The following is a 20,669-nucleotide window of genomic DNA, read 5'->3' as shown; positions in this document are numbered from 1 at the left end:
ATAATGTCCACTTTTAGCATAATTATTTTTTGTACTATGACAAGCTAAATCAATTATGTTAAGATATTTTCAGTTTAAGTTTATTGTTAGAAGGAGAAGTCATGAATGATAATCAAAAAATAAAAGGTAATTTTTATGTTCTAGGAGATAGTTTATCAGACACAGGAGCATTAGTAAGTGGTTTTACAGCTCTTTTTAAGCATTTAAAAATACCTAAAATAGTTAAAATGTTACCACCATTTTATAAAAATTCTTTTTCTAATGGTCCTGTGGCAGCACAAATTATTGCCGATTATTTGCATATAAATTTAACTTCTGCTTGAAGATTTGACCTTTTTTTATTTGCTGATGAGCAAATTGGTAATAATTATGCAGTTAGTGGAGCTTTAGCTAGTAGAAAAAAAGAATTAACAGTAGAAAGTTTTGTTATTAATCATTTTGATATTACTCATCAAGTAGATGCTTTAATTAGTCAGCATCATATTAATAGTAATGATATAATTTTAGTAGAGTTTGGTGGTAATGATATTTTATATGCTTTTAAACAATCATTATTAAACGACCAAGAAGAAATTATTAATAAAGCAGTTGAGTTAATAAAAAATGCTTTAACTAAATTGATAAATAAGGGTGCTCAACGTATTTTATTATGTAATGTTCCTAATATGAGTATTATCCCTTTATTTAAAAATAAAAAAAATATTATTAAATATGATATGTTTGCAGCGATAACAAATGCTATTAATAAGTTTAAAAGCTTGAATATTAATAACAATATTATTGATGCAGCAGTTACTACTGATTTTAGTGAAATAATTAATAATGGTATTATTGTTCCTCATTTCAATGAAGGTGTTAATGAAGAAAATATTAATAATTATTTCTTTTTTGATAGCATTACCCTAATAAATGAGCACATAATATTATGGCTCAAGAATTAATTAAATTAATAAATGATAATAAGAATTAATTAGAAATATTTATTTATAAGAGTTATAATTTTGTTATAAAGGAAAAAAATAAATATGAAAAAAGAATGAGTTAAATTAATTAAAGTAGGCTTTATGCATGGTGTTGAAGAACCTTGATGTAATAACAAAGGTGTTGCAATATTACCATTTATAATTAAAGATGATGGTAGTCGTTATTTTATGCAAACATGTGAGAGTAATCCTTTATTTAATAAAAATAAGTTGGGTAAATATAGTTCAATTACTGGTGGAGTGGAAAATAATAATCCTTTGGAAACAGTTTATAATGAAATGAGAGAAGAAACTGGTATTTTTTTAACAAAAGATACACCTATTTACTTTTTGGGTACTCATTATGCTTCAAAAATAAGCACTAAAGTATGATATTATTATGCACTTGATTTAACTGCACTTAATTTGGATATTAATGATAAATATTATGGTGTTGGTGATGGAACAATAGGAGAAAATAGTTTATATAGTAAATTTATTCCTGAAACAGAATTACGGTTTTCAAACGATTCTTTTTCTCTGACAATTTATGGTAAGTTATTCAATTCTATAAGTCACAATTGTTTTAAAAACATTAATTTTAAAACATTATTATTAAACAATTATTGCGATTCAAAAGCAGAAATATTTAATTCTGCAACTAATAATAATTTGAAGAGAAATATTTTTATTTTGGGTATAGCTAATAATTATGAAGAATTTGGTACTATAAAGAAAAGTAAATTTGGAGGCTTTTATGTAATCTGTGTATCTTTGTTTTACAAAGTACTAGTTTAGATTAATTCTATCTTCAAATTTTATCATAAAATGAGCAATTGCTGTATTTCAATTTTGAATGGGCATTGTTCATTTTTTTGTTATATTTTCAATTGCTAAATAAAATATTTTAAAAACTGCCATATCATTAGGAAAAACTTTTTTATTTCTGATAACTTTTCGTAATTGACTATTTACAGATTCAATAGCATTTGTTGTATAAATCACTCTTTTAATTTCTGCAGGATAACTAATAAAAACCATTAAATTATCTCAATTTTTATATCAAGATTTAGCAATTTGAGGATATTGTTTATTTCACTTATTTTCAAAGGATTCTAAAGCCTGCATTGCTTGTTCTTCACTACATGCAGTATAAATTGGTTTTAAATCTGCAACTAGAGATTTTCTATGCTTATATGAGACATATTTCAAACTATTTCTAATTTGATGAACTATGCATAATTGATGTTCTGTTTTAAGATAAACTGATTGTATTGCTTCTGACATGCCTGTTAAATTATCACTGCAGGCAATAAGAATATCATTTAAGCCACGATTTTTCATTTCTGTTAAATTTGCTAATCAAAATTTAGCACCTTCATTTTCACTAATTCATAAACCTAAAACATCTTTTTTACCTTCTAAATCAACTCCTAAAGCTATATAAACTGATTTATTAATAATCCTTTTATCTTGTCGTACTTTCACTACTATGCAATCAAAATAAACAATCGGATAGACACTTTCCAATGGTCGATTTTGCCATGCTTTGACGTCATCAATAACATCATCAGTAATTTGACTAATAACACTTTCACTAATATCAGCACCATGATATAACTCTTGTAATTGCATTCTAATATCTGATAATGTCATACCTTTTGCATATAAAGAAAGAACTTGTTGATCAAAACCATCAAATCTTCTTTGTCTTTTTGCAACTATTACAGGATTAAAATTACTATTGCGATCTCGCGGTACATCAATCTCAATTTTACCTTGTTGAGTTATTAATTTTTTTGAACTTATACCATTACGAGCATTGTCACTATTACTATGTTGATTCTTATCATATCCTAAATAATTTTGCATCTCAGAATTCAACATTTTTTCTACTAATCTTTTTGTTAATTCTTTATATAATCCTCCCTCTTTAAAAACTGTTGTTAAATCTTCAGTATTTTCTAATAATAAATCTACTGCTTTTGATATTGGATCATTATTATTAATATTTTGCTTTTTAGCCATCTGTAACTCACTCTTTCTAGTCATTTAATTATATTTACTAGAGTTAATTAAACATAGTTATTTTTGTAAGTTACACAGATTACATAAAAGCCTCTTATTTTAAAAAACTGTCCCATTTATATTTACAATTCAGGTTTTAAAAAAACCTCATTATGAGGTTTTTAATAGTTATATTTACATTTTTGGTGATTTACTACTAGAACTTTGACTTTTACTTGTTGAAGCTTCGCTGTTTACTTTTGATTTGTCTTTTTCAAATCCAAGAGCATTAGCAACTCTTTCTCGCCTTTCACGTTCGTTTTTTTCTCCTCATGCTTTGTTTATTCTTTCAGCGTCTTTTGCACGTTTATCTTTATCTGCTTGACTTCATTTTTCCATATTGTAAAATTCCTCTCTTCAATATTTTTGAATATTTTTTTTCTACCCTTAAAATATCTAAAATATCCAAGAAAAGTATATATTTTTAAAACAAAAAATGTGTAAAAAATAATAAAAAATCACTATTTTTAAAAAATAGTGATTAAGACTTTAATATTTACTTATTGCTTATGTTAATAAACATTTTACTTTATTTCAAGTTTTAGTTGAAATTGTTGAAGGTTGTTGGTTTTGGTGATTAATTGTATTTCGTATAGATGAATCAAAATTTTGATTATTTTCTGATTCAATACTTGAATTTTCTAGAACACTATTTGATTTATGATTTATTGTTTCATTACTTATTATTTCGTCTAGTTTTTTATCTTTTCTATTATCTAATTCTTGTTTTAAAATATCATATTGAGTTTTTAATTTTGTTTCTAACTTATTACTAGTTAAATTTTCTATATTTTTTTCAACATTTTTTTTAATTTCTAGTTCTTCTTTAGTTTTACCAAGATTTCTTTTGTTTACAAATGGTATTTTACGAATTAATGAATAAAATTTTTGTTTCATTCATGATTCAACTTTTTTTGTTTTTTCTGTTGCAATAGTTCATATTCCTTTATTAACAATTCAAGCAATTCCAATACCTACTATTGATACTAAAGTTTTTTCTCATAATATTGTTGATATAATAGGGACTAATGCTGGTACAACAACAGGTATTGCTAAAAGTGTAATACTTAATAATGAAAGAGAAATAAATATTATTAATTCTAATTTTGATATTTTTCAGTTTGATATTTTTTCTTGTTCACTTAAAAATTTTTTAATTGATACAGGTTCAATTTTAATATTTTTTTCATAATTTGAATTTGGTTCAATTAAGAGAAGATCATCTTTATATTTATTGATATTTTCATATTTTTTCAATTGTTTCATGACTTCAATATTACCGTTTGTAAGTTCTTGAAAATCAATCACTTCTTCGGTAATAGAATTATTAATATGTACAAGAGTAGTTACAAAAATTATTTCATCTTTAATTGGTAAAATTTCTTCGTGAATTTTTTCTTTGTTTTTCATTATAAATTGTTACAGCATTATATTTAAACTTATTTAAATTTGTATTGCTTTGTTTTAGTTTTAATTCTTCATTTTCTTTTTTAAGTTTCTGAATTTCCTTTGCTTGTTCTTGAATTGTTGTTTGGAATTGTGATATTTCTTCTGTAGAAATATTATTTAAATTATCTACAGTATCATAACTATCATAAAATATTTCATTTTCTGATAAGTCATCATTAACTAGCTGATTATTAACATTTTTTTCAATAATTTTAAATGTTTTTCCACCATGTCTTGTTTTTTCTATAACATCAATGTTTTCCTGTTTTTTAATTTCTTCTATTGATTTATTTTCTGATAGAAAATTATATGTTTGTGATTTTGTTTTGTCAGTCATGTTAATATCTCCTTTTAACATTAAAACCCATTTACTTTTAAAATAAAGTAATGGGTTAAAACTTATATATTGAATAATAGCTATATGTTATCAAATTTTGTGTATTTTACAATTAGTTAATTGTTATGTCAATATAAATTGAATTATAAATTACTTAATATTTACTTTTTGTTATGTTTTATTTCATATTTTAACACTTATTTATGTCATTAAATATTTAAATTTCATGAGCTTCTTGATATCAATTATAATTATTAATTTGTTCTTGTATGAATTTAGCCATTTTTTCATCTGGTACAACTAAAATCATTGCAAAACTCAAATATTTAATGTATAGTTAATTTATAAAATTATTGTTTTTTTAATATTTAATTTTATATTTATTATTTTAGGATTTACTTTTTTAATCACAAAAGCACCAAATTTTAGGTGTTTTTTATTTTTTAATTGAAAGGATGATAAAGCATGAAAAAATTATTAGTTATGATAAGTGCATTTGTACTTACAACGGTTTCTACAAATCAATTAATTGAAGGTATGATTTCAACAAATATTTTAAAACCGATAGCAAAAAATGAAAAACTAGATTTAAAAGAATTTACACAACTTAATGATGAACCACAAATTGATTTTAATAAGGTTGAAAATTATTTTAAAGATGAAAAAAATAAAACTAATAATAAATATAACGGAATAAGTATATCATCACCAACAAATTTGGATTCAAAAAACCGAATTGATATAGCATTTGAAAAAGCATTAGATTATACAAATGAAATTAAACAAAAAAACCTGTCTTTTAATCAAATGATAAGCAAATTTAAAAATGAAATTCCAAAATTTAAAACAGTATATGACAGAGAAATAAATAAAGTTTTCAAAAAAAATTTTAAAAAAGAATTCTCAAATATGAGAAGTGATTTAAAAATTAATAATATTATACGATTTATTGATGAATCAAAAACAAAAAAAGAAGCATTAGAATTCTGAAATAAATTAAATGAAGTTAAAATTGGTTTTATTACTTCAGCAGCAATTTTTGCTATACTAGCAGCAGGACTGTGAACAACTGCTTGATTAGGTGGAATAAGTATACCATGAGCTGTTTCTGCAACAATAATTTCAGTAGCGTGTGCTGCTGTTGCAGAAGGAATAAGTATTTATACAACAATGAATAATCCTTTACTGAACAAAATAGATAAAAATATTGAAATTGGTGTTAATGCTGCAGGTTTAGTCTATTCTTTTTTTAGAGATTTATATTTAATAATACAATTTTCTCTTGTTACTATAGGAACAACATCAGTTATTTTTGCTGCGGGTGCTGCAATATTTGCTGTAGGTTTATCATTATTTGAATGAATAACATATACTGATATTTTTACACAAATAGAAAATAGTAAAAATGAGGAAATTAAACAATTTGTTAGTGATGCTAAAAAAGGTATAGTAAATAAACATAAATTTGAATTCAAAATTACAGGTGCTATAACTTCAGGTGAGACCCATGACGATAAAAGAATCCCATTAATTAAATGAACAAATTTTGCTTCTTCACTTGAAGAATTTAAACAAACATATAAAAATCTTTTGTTTCTAGGAAAAGCCAGTGCTGGAGGGCAAGGTGATACAGTTGAAAAGGAAAATTTTTTAGTTAAAACCAGTGATGTAACCGATGATAATAATTATCATAGAATAGTTTGACTTATAAATTATAAATATGATAACTTCTGAGGTACAGATCAAAAAGCAGAAATTTATGTAGTTCCCTATGTAGATAAAAACAAAGAAAGTGAAACTATTTTTGGTATCTTTGACATAAAAACTAGTTCTTATACTGCAGTTTATCATGTTTGAGCTCAAGTATATTTTGATGACTTTACTGTAACACTTTAGTTTTGGATAGTGAGGTTGTAGATAATGAACATCTAAAATTAATAAAAAAAGGATTATTTTAAATTATGCAAGCAAACAAAAAAAATATATGAAAGTGAAACTCAAAAATAGTATTTTAAATTCACTTAAAACGGTGGTTAGCCCTAATTACTGGACCATATTTTGATAGATATTTCTAAATTTTTATTTGTAATATTGGTGGTTTTAAAAATTTAGAATGTATTCTTTCATAATTATAAAACATAACATATTGATTTACATCATTAATAGCTTCATTGATTGTTAAATATTGATTTGAGTCTTTAGGCAATCATTCTTGAGATAAATGTGAAAATCAATTTTCAGATATGACATTACCGCCAATATCATATGGTTGTTTTTTGCTTAAAATTATTTGTTTGTTTTTTGCTCATTTTGTAATTTCTTGACAATAAAATTCGTTGGCGTTATCTGAATGTAAAATAACGTTTTTTATTTGATTTCAAGAAAATTGGTTGTTTATTTTTTCAAGTGCAGGAAGAATTAAATCTTGATATGATTTATTTGAAAATGTATTATAACTAACAACATTATTTGAATAAAAATCAATAATTACAAAAAGATATAGTCAACCTTCTTTGGTGTTTATTTGTTTAGTATCCATTGATCAAATTTGATTTGAAGCGGTTGTACTTTTGTAATCTTTGTTTACTTTATCCATTGTAGGTATTCACTTATTTGGATTTTTTTTGTTTTTAGGATAGTTATTTTTAGTTTGTTTTAATCCTTGAATATTGTGTTTTTTCATAATTTTTCGCATTTGTTTTGTTGATAATTCTATATTTAAAATGATATTTTTCTCTTGTTTTAATCACTCTTTAAAAGCTGAAAAAATTCTTAAATATCCATAAATTCTACCTTTTCTTGTAGAATGAAATTCGATTAAAAGTTGGCATAATTCTTGATATTTATGATTGCAATTAATAATATGATTTTTTTCTTTTTTAATAAGTTTTTGTTTATTTTTTAAAAAGTAATATGTTGATCTGTTTAATTGAAGATATTGACATAAGTTTCTAATTGAATATTGATTTTTGCAATCATCGATAATTTTAATTTTTTCTTTGATATTTAATTTGTTAATTATTAATGCTATTTGTTTAATTTTATCCATTAATAAAAATCCTTTCAGGTCAAAATTAGTGTTCATTATATAACACAATTGTTTTTAGAATACATTCAGATTTTTTAAATTAATGGTCTAGTAAAAAGGGCTAAGTGGCAAGTGGCCCATTCCAAATTTAATTTATTTTGTTTACATGTTCAACAAAAATACTTTTTCATTATGAGTTAAAATTTCCTTATAAGAAGTAACTATATAATTAATTGGTAAATCATCATGTTTATATGGATTATTTATTTTAAAATCTTTTCTGTTTTCTTCTCAGGTAATGTTATATTTAAAACAAGGATTAGTAATTTTAGTTTTGTTATCTGTTATTTCACCCATAAATCAACTATTATGCTGTTCATAAAATGTTAATGGTTCAAGTTTTATATCATTAAGATAATATTCTTTTGGAGCAATTGGTTTATTAACAGTTATTTTTTGGTCTTTAATATATGGTTCTAATAATTTTATTAATTCATTACCACTTAATTCTCTTTTAATATTTTCTAAATTAAAAACTCAATATGTGTAACTATTATCAATAATAAAAGAATTATTTTTAATCATTCATTTTGGAAGTGATAATTTATATTCAACATAATCAATAAGAATAGATTGTGGTTTATCTTTAACAATTTGTTCTTTTTTAAATTCTATTTGCATAATAATCCTTTTCTAATATGTTCTGTTGCTTCTAGCATAAAGAACATATAATTTGATTTTTAGATTATTAATAATACTACTATTAGTTTTATTAATTCCATGAAAACTGGGCTCAAAAATAAATTGTGAAATTTTAAAAAACATTGAGGCATTTGATTCAATATTTATTTAATTTGCGTTTAGCAAATTAATATTTTAATTGAACCGGCACCGCTCAATTTTTTTTACAAGTTTGAAATTTATTTTCTCGCCCAAAAAAAATTTTTTCAAAAAAAATAAAAAATAAAACCAACACTTGCTCACTGGGAAGTGGCAAGGTTGGTTAAATAAAGAATAGAATTAACATAGTAGGTTCCCTAAGCAGGTCTATATATACTAGTTTCCAATTCGCTCCCACCCCAAGAATTACCATTTACTGGTTAGTATATTTTATTAGGTATCACTCCACTTTTTATTTATCCATGCAAGTCCACATGCTAGCTACTATTTTTAACAACTGTGTTGTAGTTCACTTTTTTAGTTCCCTAACACGTGTTGATAATAGCGTTAAAGACGGTTATTAAAAATTTTAAAATTTTACAATTACAAAAAAAAGACGAGATTTTTATTCTCGTCTTTTGTCATTTATTTTTAATTCAAGGGTAAAAAAAGAAAGTATTTATTTTTAAAAATGATTAGTTACCGACATCTTCGACACGCTCCCTTTTATTTTTATCAATAGTTTCATAAATATGATTTAAATTTTGATTGATAGATGATGAGATAATATTTTTTAATACTAATTCAAAAGGAATATAGTTGCTATTCATAAAAAGTTAACACCAATTTCTAATATTTTAATTTTTAACAATTTTTAAAAAATTATATCATAATAATTTTATTTGATAATGAAATGTTTAATAATTTTTTATTATATTATTCAATAGTTTTTTTAATGTTTTTAGAAACTTATGTATATTTTTTGTTAATAATAAACTTTCTGTTGATATATTATATATAATTATATTATGTTTAAAATTAATCAAAAATTTTAATTATAAAAGGCAGGAAATTAAGTATGGAAAACCTTAGTGTTGGCGAAATAATAACAAAATTTAATTTAACAATTTTATATATTAATCCCAAAATTCCAATTGAAAAAAGAATTATTACTAATATTGGTACTAATCGTGGTGGTTTAGAGTTAACAGGATTTAAAACTAAACAAATCTCACGTAGTCGTCGTATAATTTTATTAAGCAGTAAAGAAAGCGAATATATTTCCTCTTTACCAAAAACAGAATTTAAGAACCATTTTAGTAATATTTTAGAAGATCATATTCCTGCTATTTTTGTAACACCTAATTTTAAATTTAAAAAAGAATTATGTGACTGTGCTAAAGCGATTAATTCAACAGTTCCAATTATTGAAGTATTATTTTTTACTTCTGAATTTGCAGCAACAGTTTCTACGTATATTGTTGAACGTTTATCTGAATCTAAACGTTTACATGGTACTCTAGTAAATATTTTTGGTTATGGTGTCCTAATTACAGGTGAAAGTGGTATTGGTAAATCAGAAACAACATTAGATTTATTACGTAATGGGCACTTATTTGTTGGTGATGATAGTATTGATATTTTAAAAGTCAATAATAAAATTGTAGGAAAAGTTAATCCGATTATTAAAAATTTAATTGAAATTAGAGGAATAGGTATCCTAGATATTACCAAAATGTATGGATATCATGTTATAATGCATGAGAGTCAAGTAAATTTAATTATTAATTTAATTAGAATTGAAAATGATGGTTGAACTAAAGTTGATCGACTTGGTGATCATAATAACTTTGATGTTTTTTTTGAAATTAAAGTGCCTAAAATAATTATTCCTGTTAGTCCAGGAAGAAATTTAGCTGATTTAATTGAAGCAGCAGTTATTAGTTTAAAGTTAAAAGATGAAGGTCAAGACGCTACTGCTAGTTTTCAAAAACAAATAATTAGAAATTTAACAAAAAAGAAATAATTTAATTATTAAATTATCAAAAAGGAAAAAATATGATTAATGATGATGGATACAATAGTTTAATTACCGATATTCCGGGAACGGGAATTCATATTTATTCAGTATTAATGGCAATAGGTTTTTTAACTGCTGTCATTGCTTCATGAATAAAATTATATCGTCGTAATATTCCAACTAAAACTTTAGAATGAGGAACATTAGTTATTGCATTAGCAGGATTAATAGGAGCAAGAGCATGATATGTTCTTAATAATACTAGCACAATTGAAAATGCACTTGATGTAGTTGCCGTTTGAAGAGGCGGTATGGCAATTGAAGGAGGCGTTACAGTTGGAATGATAGTGGGGTTCTTTATTTTTTATCGTACTTCAAAACAGTTACAAATTTCAATGTGAGTTTTTATTGATTGTATTGTTCCAAATATTTTATTAGGTCAAGCAATTGGTAGATGAGGTAATTTTTTTAATCAAGAATTACTAGGAACTGATGTTGGTCATCCTTTCAGTTGATTACCAACATGAATAAATAATCATTTACATTATGGTTTTAATAGCGATAAACCAGATCCTGTTGCTGTTTATCGTCAACCTTTATTTTTATATGAGTCATTATCTTCATTATTTGGTTGATTCTTTTTAACGTTTTTTGTACCAAAAACAGGACAAATATTTAGTAAAAAACCATGAAAATTAGATTCTTCGCAATTTATTTCGCCTTTAAAGACTAATCCAATTGTTGGAAAAGATTTTTTAAAACCTTGAACGGTTATTAAAAAAATTCATGGATATCGTAAATTTAAATATGAAAGTTGAAAACAAGCATATTTTGATTTTACACCCAATAAGAATAGTGTTAAAAGTTTTGAAAAAATACCTTGAAAAGATGTTAAAACACATTCAAAAGTTAAATCAAAGATAAAAAAATGATATTTAAAGATTAAATATAATATGCAACCACATTCTAAATCTTTAAATACTATGTATAATCCTAATAATTATCGAGTAACGTATGCAGGAGTATCAGGTAGTTTATACTTTGTCTTTTATGGTATTATTAGAATGATTTTAGAACCACTTCGTGATAATAGAGACATTATGAAAATAGCCAATGTTTCAACTTCAATGATAGTTTCTGGAATGTGAATTATTTTAGGTGTTATTTTAGTAATATTTGCACAAATTATTGCACCATCAAGATTTCGTAAAGGAGAATGATTATATGAAAAATCATACTAATAAAGAAAATAAATATGATTATGATTTAGTAGTTATTGGTGGTGGTCCAGCAGGAATGACAGCTGCTATTTATGCACAAAGAGCAAATCTTAAAACTGTGATTATTGAAAAATATATTGTTGGTGGAAAAATGATTAAAACTTCTGAAATTGAAAATTATCCAGGTTATGATTATATTTTAGGGCCTGAATTATCAGAAAAAATGCAAAAGCAAGTTGAGAAACTACAAGTTGAATTTGTTACTGATGAGGTTATTAAAATTACAGATAGTGAAAATCATAAAATTAAAACAGTCCTTTTAAGTAGTGGTGATGTTCTTATTGCTAAAGGAGTAATTATAGCTACTGGTTCATTAGAACGTAAAATTGGTGTTCTTGGTGAAGAAGAATATGCTAATCGTGGTGTTTCTTATTGTGCTGTTTGTGATGGTGCTTTATTTAAGAATAAAATTATTAGTGTAGTTGGCGGTGGTTATGCTGCTTGTGAAGAATCTTTATATTTAACAAGATTTACTAATAAAGTTAATCTTATTCATCGTCGTGATCAATTTCGTGCTGATGATAAAACTGTTAATAAAGTTAAAAATAATGAAAATATTAATTTAATAACTGATCATGTTGTATTAAAAGTATTAGGTACTGAGGATAAGAAAAAAGTAGGTAAATTAGAAATTCAAAATATTAAAACTAAGGAAATTAGTGAAATTACTACTGATGCCTTATTTCCTTATATTGGTTCTGATCCTGTTACAAAATTTGTTAAAGATTTAGATATTTGTGATAGCAATGGTTATATTATAGTTAATGATAAGTGTCAAACTAAAATCCCAGGATTATATGCAGCTGGTGATGTAATTGCTAAAAATTTAAGACAAATAGTAACTGCTGTTAACGATGGAGCGATTGCAGCACAATATTTAATAAATTTTATTGATAATTTTAATGAATAAAGTGTACAATTGAGGTGATAGTAATGATATCATTTACAACAAGTGTAAAAGATGAAATCTGTCAAAAAAGTTTTAAAAATTGTTGTCAGAAATCTTTGCTATCAGCATATTCGCTTATTAATGGTAAGATTACAAATTCAGATAAAATAAATAATGAGATTATTATTCATAGTTTTCATAACAAAACCACTAGGTTAATATATAAATTTTTAAAAAATCAATATAAAGACGTAAAATTGATAGTTATGGTGGATGTTTTAAATAAATTTGAGCGTCCAAAGGTGTATAATATTCGTATTAATAATAAAATTGATTTTATTATTAATGATTTAATGCTTCAAGATAAATATCTTTTTATTGAGAAAGAAGCTATGCACCAGCATATAATAAAAGAGCATTGTATAAGAGCGTATATCGCAGGAATCTTCCTTGTAGTTGGCAGTATCAATTCTCCTTCAACACCTAACTACCATTTGGAATTACAATTTCATAATGATATGTTGGCTAAAAAAATTAAAAATATTTTATTACAAATTTTTAAATTAAACTTTAAAACAATAAAACGTCGTAATAAAACGGTGCTTTATCTAAAAAAATCTAATGTAATTTCTGACTTTTTAAAAATAATTGATTGTCCACAAGCAGTTTTCGCTTTTGAAGATAAACGCATTTCACGAGAATTATTTAATAATATTAATCGTTTTAATAATATTGATATTTCTAATCAACAAAAAATTTTAAATGCTGGAGACCAGCAAGTTATAATGATTTCTGTTTTAAAGGATAAAAAACTTTTCAAAGCGTTGTCATTAAAAGCTCAAATTATTTCAAATTTAAGATTAAAAAATCCTGAAGCATCACTTTCAGAATTGGGTGAACTTTACTATCAAGAAACTGATTTTGTCATTACTAAGTCTGGGGTTAATCATTTAATTCGCGAAATTAAGAAAAAGTATCAAGAAACATTGTAAGTTAATAATAAAAAGTATAAGAGGAGGCCATACAATGAAAAAGAAAGAAATTTTAAGCAAAGGTCGTCAAGATTTATTGAATGCTTTTGGAAAACGAATGAAAACTTTACGTAATCAAAAAGGTAGAAAATTTTCACAAGAGAAACTTGGAGAAGCAAGCGGCCTACATCGTAATTATATTTCTGATGCTGAAAGAGGAACAAGAAACGTATCTTTAGTTGCAATCTTAAAAATAATTAATGGGTTGGATTCATCTATTAGTGAGTTTTTTGCTGTAGGGTTTGATAATATTGATACTTTAAATTTATATGACACATTTAGTGTTGAATAAAATCAATTTAATACACTTTTAGTAGTACTTTATAAATAAGTACTACTTTTTTATTATTTTATTTTTTATTAAAAATAAATTTGAGAAAAGTATTAGTACTTTTTATAAAATTAATTGATATTCACTAGTAATTTTTTATCTTAATGAAGATTATGAAAATTATTCACCTTATATTAGGAATAATTAATCATTAAAATGTTATAATTTAATTATTGATTATCATTAAGGAGTTATTATGACAATAGAAAATACAGAAGTTGAAATTGAAAATGTTACTACTAATGTTGATAATGCTAAAAAAGAGCCTTATCAATTAAGTAGTATTATTTCACCTATATTTGGTCTTAATCATCAAAAAATAACTACGATTCCAATTAATATTAAAAAAGCCGATAGTAGTTCTAGCGCTATTGAGCAATATGTTGATAAAAAAACTAAAGAAAATATTTTTCGTGAAAAAGAAGTAGCGTATAATAATTCTAGTAATCTTGATAATACTAGAATTGCACAAATTAAAAAAAATAGAGAACAACAACAAATATATGATAGTTTACCATCGCGCTATCTAGAATTTCGCGATAAAATATTTAAAGAAACTACATCTATTAATTACAATAATGCAAGTAATAATAACGATACAGTTATTACAACTATTGATTTGTTAGTTGATGATATTTTAGATGAAAATAAATAGGAGATGCTATGAATAATATAATAAAATCCAATATTATTGACGAATTAAAATGACGTAATATCTTAAAAGATATTAGTAGCATAGATAAAGTAATTAATGCAGGAAAATTAGGAAAAGGAATATATTGTGGTTTTGATCCAAGTAATGATTCATTACATTTAGGTAATTTACTACAAATTATTTTATTGCATCGTTTTGCTATATTTGGTTTTCAACCAATTGCTGTTATTGGTGGTACAACAGCAATGATTGGTGATCCAAGTGGTAAAAATAAAGAACGTAATTTATTAGATGAAAATGTGTTACAAACTAATGTTAGAAAAATAAAAGAGCAGTTAGTGACATTATTAAGTTATGAAAATATTGATAATTTAACATCATTAGAATTAATTAAAACATGTAATTTATTAAATGATAAAGAATATGAAACATTAGAGATGATTATTAAAAGTATTAATCCAAATAATCAATATCAACAAACTTTAAGTAGTATTTTAAAAACATTGCCCTTACCTTGAGAAGAATTAGGATTATCAGCATCATTACTAAAAACTTTATATGAAATTTGTAATTTTGATCAAAAGTGAATTACTATGAAAAGTGATTTAAATAATCTTTCCTTTAAACAATTGTTAAATTATTGTGATAGTTATGTAGAAACTTGAATTACATTTTTAAAATTACCATTGGGAACATTAAACAATAAAATTAAGCCAATTAAAATTATTAATAATCAAACATGATTAGGTCCACTAACAATTACAACTTTTTTGCGTGATATTGGTAAGCATTTTAATGTTAATCAAATGTTAGGCAAAGAAATGATTGCTAATCGTTTAAATTCTGGAATTTCTTATACTGAATTTTCTTATATGGTATTACAAGCGTATGATTTTTATCATTTATATGAAAAAGAGCAATGTTATATTCAATCTGGTGGTAGTGATCAATGAGGAAATATTACTTCCGGTTTAGATTTAATTAGAAAACAAAAAGGTGATGAACATTATGCTGCTGGTATTACTATTAATTTATTAACTAAATCTAATGGTGAAAAATTTGGTAAAAGCGAAAAAGGTGCTATATTTTTAAATAGTGAAAAAACTTCACCTTATGAGTTATATCAATTTTTATTTAATCAAGAAGATAAAGATTTGCCTACTTTTTTTAATTCTTTAACTTTATTTAGTGAAGAACAAATAGCAAAAATTTTAGTAATTCATAACAGTGATGTTAAGCAACATTATGGACAAAAGATTTTAGCAGCTTTATTAACAGTATTTATTCATAAATTAAATGGATATTTTAGTGCTATTAATATTACTAATGCTTTTTTCCACGACCGGATTCATCAAATGAAATCATCTGAGATTTTACACGTTTTAAAAGATGTACCACATTTTAATCTTAATCATAATGAACAAATAATTGATTTTTTAGTTAATAATCAAATTTGTAATTCAAAAAGAATAGCAAGAGAACTAATTATGCAAGGTTCAATTGTTGTTAATGGTGAAAAAATTACCAATATAAATTTTCTTATTAGTAAAAAAAATGCAATTAATAATCAAGTAACAGTTATTAAAAAAGGTAAGCGTCATTATTTTATAGTTGTTCATAAATAAGGAAGGGTATTTAAATATGATATTTATTAATGTTTCTCCATTATTATGGGATATTATTATTTTTGCTATTATTATTTTTGGTATTGTTACTGGTTTTTTTATTGGGGGAAGAGCATTAACATTTATTAGCGCTGGTAATTTACTTAGTATTGGTTTAATGTTGGCATTTAAACCAATGTTAATAAATTCTTTTAAAAATATGGTATCACCATGGTTTAGTGACCTTACCGGTAGTTTTGCTTCATTTAAGAATTTATTAACTGATAATATTGGATTTTTGATATATGCTATTGTTTGAATTATTGGTATTAATATTTTATTTTGAATAATCTATATTATTTTATATTTTGTACTTTTTAATAAAAATAAAATTGAACTGGAATGGCAACACTTTTTAGGACTATTTTTTGGTAGACATTTGTTGTTGATATTTAACTGGAGTTAAGTAGTTTAAAGTGCTGTGAATTCTTATATTGTTATATCAATTGATGTAATCAAATAATTCTAATTTTAATTGGATTAATGATGTAAAATTTTTATCATTAATAAATTCGGTTTTAAAAGTTTTAAAAGTTGCTTCAGCAACAGCATTATCATAAGGACAACCTTTTTTACTTAAAGAACGGTTAATGTTGAATGCTAGTAAAAGTTTATCAATAATTTTATTGTTAAATTCATTACCGCGATCACTATGAAATATTTGAATATCTTTTAAACAGCGATTTGATTGCATAAATGCTTGATGTACTAATGATGCATCTTTTTTAACTCCAACACTATGTCCGATAATTTCGCGGTTAAATAGGTCTATTAATAGGCAAATATAGTTTCACCTACCATTAACTTGTACATAAGTTAAATCACTAACAATAACTTCATTTTTAATCCTATTCTTAAATTTTCTATTAACAAGATTAGTTATTTGACTATCGTTAACTTTGTTATTATGATTTTTGAATGATAATTTAGTATATTTTGATATTAAATTATGTTCATTCATAATTTTTTTAATTTTTCTGCGCGATAAATAAATTTCTTGGTTTTCTAGAATTTTTTTTAATCTTCTAGTACCATAAACTTCTTTATTTTCTTTAAAAGCACTAATAACAGCTTCATCATAAATATTATTTTTGATTTTATTTTCTTTTTTCTTTAAATTAAAATAATATGTTGATTTAGATATTTTTAAAAAACGACACATTGTGCGAATTTTATATTTAGCTTTATTTTTGACAATAATTTCTATTTTCTGCCTATTATTAGTGCTGCTTGCTTTAAAATATCATTTTCCATTCGTAATTGCTTTAATTCTTTTCTTAATTTAATTAATTCATTTTCTTCAAAAGAACGATTATCTTTAGTTTTAAAACTTCCTGAATTACTAAATTGCTTAATTCAATTGTAAGTAGCTGCTCTTGTAACATTATATTCTTTAGCAAGGCAAGATACTGATTTGCCACTTTGATATAAAGCTACTATTTGTTTTTTAAATTCATCGGTATATGAGTTAATATTGGCCATAATTATAGTTCCTTTCTTTTAACAAATTTGTTTACTTGTCTACGTAATTAGTGTCCAATAAATTGTAACCCATCCATTTTATTGATATTTACCATCTAAAAAAATAAATCTGTTATCAATTGATAACAGATTTTAAATTAATTATTAATTTTAAGCACGTCCATATGATTCAACAACTAATGCTTCATTAATATCAGTATTTAGTTCGTCACGTAGTGGATGACGTACATATGTACCAATAAATGTTTTTTTATTGAATTCAATAAATGGTAATGTTGAAGCATTAGCGCTTAATGCTTCAATAATTTTTGCATTTTTTTGTGCTTTTTCAGTAATAGTAATTTTATCTCCTATTTTAACACGATATGAAGGAATATTAACTTTTTTACCATTAACTAAAACATGACCATGATTTACTAATTGACGAGCACCTTTTCTTGTTAAAGATAAACTTAAACGAAAAACAATATTATCTAATCTTGATTCTAAGAATACCAACAAGTTAGTACCAGTAACACCATGAGTTTTTTTTGATTCATCAAATAAATTTTTCATTTGACGAGCATTTAAACCATAAGTGAAACGAATTTTTTGTTTTTCTTGTAATTGTAATCCATAGTTAGAAAGTTTAATTCTTTTTTGACCGTGTTGTCCAGGAGCGAATGTTCGCTTTTTTCCTTTTGCAAATTCTTTACCAGATTCAAGAATTGAGAAGTTTAATCTTCTTGATTTTCTAAAAACCGGACCAGTATATCTTGACATAATAAAAACCTCCTTGGAATGTATACAAACACAAAGAGACTTTAATAAGTTCTCATTAAGATAGTTTACAATTCGCCAGAACAGCACTGGTTACTATTAAGATTAATAGAAAATTCTACTAATAAAAAGAATAATCTTTGAGGGTAAACTATTTGCAACTTAATAATACTTATTTGCTGCTTTCGTGAATGCTTGTTAATTATAGGATAAGTAATGTTATTTGTCAAATATTATTTTTCATTTTTGCAATTAAATATCATTAAATTTTAGTTATTATTATTTTTAAAAAATAATTTAAATTTATATAATAAAATTTAGTATTTAATTTAAAAAAGTTAGTTATTGAATTTTGGTATTTTTTTGTCATCAGTTATTCCTGAATTCCAGAAAAAGTCAATATATTCTATGACTTTTTTTACATTTCATTTTGAAATATCTTGATTAAATTTTTTTGCATCATAGAACATAAAATTCATATCTTTTACATTAGAAGTATCTCAATTTGAAAGATCTTGATTAAATTTTTCAGCACCAGCAAACATACTACGCATGTCTGTTACTTTAGAAGTATTTCATTTTGAAAGCTCTTTATCAAATTCAAGAGCATTACAAAACATGTAACTCATATCTGTTACTTTAGAAGTATTTCAGTTTAAAATATTTCCATTAAAGTATTTTGCATAGTAAAACATGTAACTAATATTTGTTACATTAGAAGTATTTCACTTTGAAAGATCTTGATTGAATTTTGAAGCACCACCAAACATATTATGCATAGTTGTTACATTTGAAACATTTCATTTTGAAATATTTTGATTGAATGATTGTGTAAGAACCTGTTTAGAATCTTTTTAATAAAATTGAAATAAAGGAAAGAACAACCATTTGTAAACTAGTATTTAGTTTTCTTTCACAATTTTTTCATAATCTTCTGCATTTTTCTAATCATGCAAAGCTTCGTTCTACAACTCATCTTTTTGGTAGTACTACAAAAGAATGTAATTCATTACGTTTTACAACTTCAACATTTGCATTTATGATTGTTTTGATTGCAGAAGCAAATTTTTCACCAGTATAGCCAGCATCTACTATTATTTTTTGAACTGTAGAAAGATTTTCTTGGGACGGTAACAAAAACGGAGGATATAATTACTTTTTAAACATTTCTTTCAAATTATAGACAAGAAATAACTGTAATTATATGCAATTGTAAATACATTTTACTACTAAATTAAATTAATTTCAATTAAAATACAAATATTGAAAAAATCAATAAGAACATTTAATATAAATACACAACAAAAATTCTTATTAACTTTTAATTTAATAAGTTTTTAATATTTTAATAAAAAATTTTGATTATGTTTTGGAATTTACAAGATTACACTTAAAAATAACCATTTTAATATAAATATTTATACTATATGTTCTATTACCAAGCATTTCTTTTAAAATATATCAAAAATTACTTTCAGCAAAAGTACCTATAGCTAACGAAAGTAATGTTTACTCATAAATAATGTAAAATAATAATATGTAATTTAAACAATTCTTGCACTTACAAGTATAATTCAGCAATAATTAAAATAGATTAGGAAGATTAAATTATGCCAAAACCATACAGTGAGGACTTACGAAGAAAAGTAATAGAAGTTTATGAAAGTAAAAACATGAAAATTAAAGAAATTTGTAAAGTGTTCAATATCACTAGAAAGACTTTATTTTTATGAAGAAAAAGAAAGCAAAAAACCGGAAATATAAAACCAATTTTGAATTATCAAAAAGGACATAGCCACAAAATAAAGGATTTAGATGAATTAAAAAATTATTTAGCAGAAAATAAAGATGTTACAGTTCAAAAAGTAATTGAAAAATTTGGTGATATGACAAAAGAAACAGTTTATAACTATTTCAAAAAACTAAATTATACATATAGCTAACGAAAGTAATGTTTACTCATAAATAATGTAAAATAATAATATGTAATTTAAACAATTCTTGCACTTACAAGTATAATTCAGCAATAATTAAAATAGATTAGGAAGATTAAAT

At 24.1% G+C, this 20,669-nt stretch carries 20 protein-coding genes and 2 pseudogenes; 12 read left to right on the top strand and 10 right to left on the bottom strand.

The window, feature by feature from the left end:
• Positions 1 to 101: 101 nt before the first annotated feature.
• Entirely contained in the window at positions 102 to 941 is an 840-nt protein-coding gene (locus AACL11_RS00480; protein WP_338987800.1) for an SGNH/GDSL hydrolase family protein, read from the top strand.
• Positions 942 to 1,025: 84 nt separating this feature from the next.
• The gene (locus AACL11_RS00475) at positions 1,026 to 1,760 is read left to right on the top strand and encodes a hypothetical protein (RefSeq protein WP_338987799.1); all 735 of its coding nucleotides are present in this window, start codon (positions 1,026 to 1,028) and stop codon (positions 1,758 to 1,760) included.
• Here the strand turns inward: AACL11_RS00475 and AACL11_RS00470 are convergent.
• The 4 genes from AACL11_RS00470 to AACL11_RS00455 all read right to left on the bottom strand — a co-directional run bounded on the left by AACL11_RS00470 (position 1,752) and on the right by AACL11_RS00455 (position 4,815).
• Entirely contained in the window at positions 1,752 to 2,990 is a 1,239-nt protein-coding gene (locus AACL11_RS00470) for an IS256 family transposase (RefSeq protein WP_338987798.1), read from the bottom strand. The genes AACL11_RS00475 and AACL11_RS00470 overlap by 9 nt on opposite strands.
• Positions 2,991 to 3,164: 174 nt before the next feature.
• Positions 3,165 to 3,368 (bottom strand): hypothetical protein, encoded by a 204-nt coding sequence (locus AACL11_RS00465; protein ID WP_338987472.1) that lies wholly within the window; start codon positions 3,366 to 3,368, stop codon positions 3,165 to 3,167.
• Between the two features lie 168 nt (positions 3,369 to 3,536).
• A complete protein-coding gene (locus AACL11_RS00460; protein ID WP_338987473.1) occupies positions 3,537 to 4,439 on the bottom strand; it encodes a hypothetical protein in 903 nt (300 codons plus the stop codon).
• Entirely contained in the window at positions 4,396 to 4,815 is a 420-nt protein-coding gene (locus tag AACL11_RS00455; protein WP_338987475.1) for a hypothetical protein, read from the bottom strand. The genes AACL11_RS00460 and AACL11_RS00455 overlap by 44 nt, the downstream gene beginning before the upstream one ends.
• Positions 4,816 to 5,280: 465 nt before the next feature.
• Between AACL11_RS00455 and AACL11_RS00450 the strand changes: the two genes are divergently transcribed.
• Positions 5,281 to 6,711 carry a hypothetical protein gene (locus tag AACL11_RS00450; protein ID WP_338987797.1) on the top strand — a complete coding sequence of 477 codons (1,431 nt, stop codon included), beginning with the start codon at positions 5,281 to 5,283 and terminating at the stop codon, positions 6,709 to 6,711.
• A gap of 175 nt (positions 6,712 to 6,886) precedes the next feature.
• On the opposite strand, the gene AACL11_RS00445 is transcribed toward AACL11_RS00450, so the two are convergent.
• Positions 6,887 to 7,900 carry an IS3 family transposase gene (locus AACL11_RS00445; RefSeq protein ID WP_338986622.1) on the bottom strand — a complete coding sequence of 338 codons (1,014 nt, stop codon included), beginning with the start codon at positions 7,898 to 7,900 and terminating at the stop codon, positions 6,887 to 6,889.
• A gap of 105 nt (positions 7,901 to 8,005) precedes the next feature.
• Positions 8,006 to 8,524 (bottom strand): hypothetical protein, encoded by a 519-nt coding sequence (locus tag AACL11_RS00440; protein WP_338987796.1) that lies wholly within the window; start codon positions 8,522 to 8,524, stop codon positions 8,006 to 8,008.
• A gap of 1,057 nt (positions 8,525 to 9,581) precedes the next feature.
• On the opposite strand from AACL11_RS00440, the gene hprK reads away from it, so the two are divergent.
• The 8 genes from hprK to AACL11_RS00400 all read left to right on the top strand — a co-directional run bounded on the left by hprK (position 9,582) and on the right by AACL11_RS00400 (position 16,779).
• Entirely contained in the window at positions 9,582 to 10,529 is a 948-nt protein-coding gene (gene hprK / locus AACL11_RS00435) for an HPr(Ser) kinase/phosphatase (RefSeq protein WP_338987795.1), read from the top strand.
• 32 nt (positions 10,530 to 10,561) lie between these two features.
• The gene (locus AACL11_RS00430; RefSeq protein WP_252319902.1) at positions 10,562 to 11,764 is read left to right on the top strand and encodes a prolipoprotein diacylglyceryl transferase; all 1,203 of its coding nucleotides are present in this window, start codon (positions 10,562 to 10,564) and stop codon (positions 11,762 to 11,764) included.
• Positions 11,748 to 12,713, top strand: coding sequence for a thioredoxin-disulfide reductase (gene trxB / locus AACL11_RS00425; RefSeq protein WP_338987793.1), 966 nt, complete (start codon positions 11,748 to 11,750; stop codon positions 12,711 to 12,713). The genes AACL11_RS00430 and trxB overlap by 17 nt, the downstream gene beginning before the upstream one ends.
• A gap of 23 nt (positions 12,714 to 12,736) precedes the next feature.
• Complete coding sequence (gene whiA / locus AACL11_RS00420) at positions 12,737 to 13,684, top strand: DNA-binding protein WhiA (protein WP_338987792.1); 948 nt, start codon at positions 12,737 to 12,739, stop codon at positions 13,682 to 13,684.
• A gap of 34 nt (positions 13,685 to 13,718) precedes the next feature.
• The gene (locus AACL11_RS00415) at positions 13,719 to 14,015 is read left to right on the top strand and encodes a helix-turn-helix transcriptional regulator (protein WP_338987791.1); all 297 of its coding nucleotides are present in this window, start codon (positions 13,719 to 13,721) and stop codon (positions 14,013 to 14,015) included.
• Positions 14,016 to 14,250: 235 nt separating this feature from the next.
• Complete coding sequence (locus tag AACL11_RS00410; RefSeq protein WP_252319894.1) at positions 14,251 to 14,709, top strand: hypothetical protein; 459 nt, start codon at positions 14,251 to 14,253, stop codon at positions 14,707 to 14,709.
• 8 nt (positions 14,710 to 14,717) lie between these two features.
• Positions 14,718 to 16,334 (top strand): tyrosine--tRNA ligase, encoded by a 1,617-nt coding sequence (gene tyrS, locus AACL11_RS00405; RefSeq protein WP_338987790.1) that lies wholly within the window; start codon positions 14,718 to 14,720, stop codon positions 16,332 to 16,334.
• Between the two features lie 16 nt (positions 16,335 to 16,350).
• Positions 16,351 to 16,779, top strand: a complete 429-nt coding sequence (locus tag AACL11_RS00400; protein WP_338987789.1) for a hypothetical protein — start codon at positions 16,351 to 16,353, stop codon at positions 16,777 to 16,779.
• Here AACL11_RS00400 and AACL11_RS00395 read toward each other — a convergent pair.
• From AACL11_RS00395 to AACL11_RS00380, 4 genes and pseudogenes are all read right to left on the bottom strand, one after another.
• A protein-coding gene (locus AACL11_RS00395) for an IS3 family transposase (RefSeq protein WP_338987788.1) occupies positions 16,735 to 17,855 on the bottom strand; the annotation gives its coding sequence in 2 pieces (ribosomal slippage) (positions 16,735 to 17,612 and positions 17,612 to 17,855; 1,122 coding nt in all). The genes AACL11_RS00400 and AACL11_RS00395 overlap by 45 nt on opposite strands.
• Positions 17,856 to 18,005: 150 nt before the next feature.
• Positions 18,006 to 18,617 (bottom strand): 30S ribosomal protein S4, encoded by a 612-nt coding sequence (gene rpsD / locus AACL11_RS00390; protein ID WP_338987787.1) that lies wholly within the window; start codon positions 18,615 to 18,617, stop codon positions 18,006 to 18,008.
• Between the two features lie 335 nt (positions 18,618 to 18,952).
• A pseudogene (locus tag AACL11_RS00385) lies at positions 18,953 to 19,429 on the bottom strand (BspA family leucine-rich repeat surface protein); the annotation flags it as partial.
• A 28-nt stretch (positions 19,430 to 19,457) separates the two neighbouring features.
• Positions 19,458 to 19,739, bottom strand: a pseudogene (locus AACL11_RS00380) (transposase); the annotation flags it as partial.
• 485 nt (positions 19,740 to 20,224) lie between these two features.
• Between AACL11_RS00380 and AACL11_RS00375 the strand changes: the two are divergent.
• Positions 20,225 to 20,557: an IS630 transposase-related protein gene (locus AACL11_RS00375; RefSeq protein ID WP_338987786.1), complete on the top strand. Its 333-nt coding sequence runs from the start codon at positions 20,225 to 20,227 to the stop codon at positions 20,555 to 20,557.
• Positions 20,558 to 20,669: the final 112 nt, after the last annotated feature.

Origin of the sequence: Spiroplasma endosymbiont of Dasysyrphus albostriatus (assembly GCF_964019495.1) — a bacterium.
In the GTDB taxonomy this organism is placed as follows: domain Bacteria; phylum Bacillota_I; class Bacilli_A; order Mycoplasmatales; family VBWQ01; genus Spiroplasma_E.
Note: the sequence above shows the minus strand (reverse complement) of the source record. Positions and strands in the feature narration are given on the sequence as shown.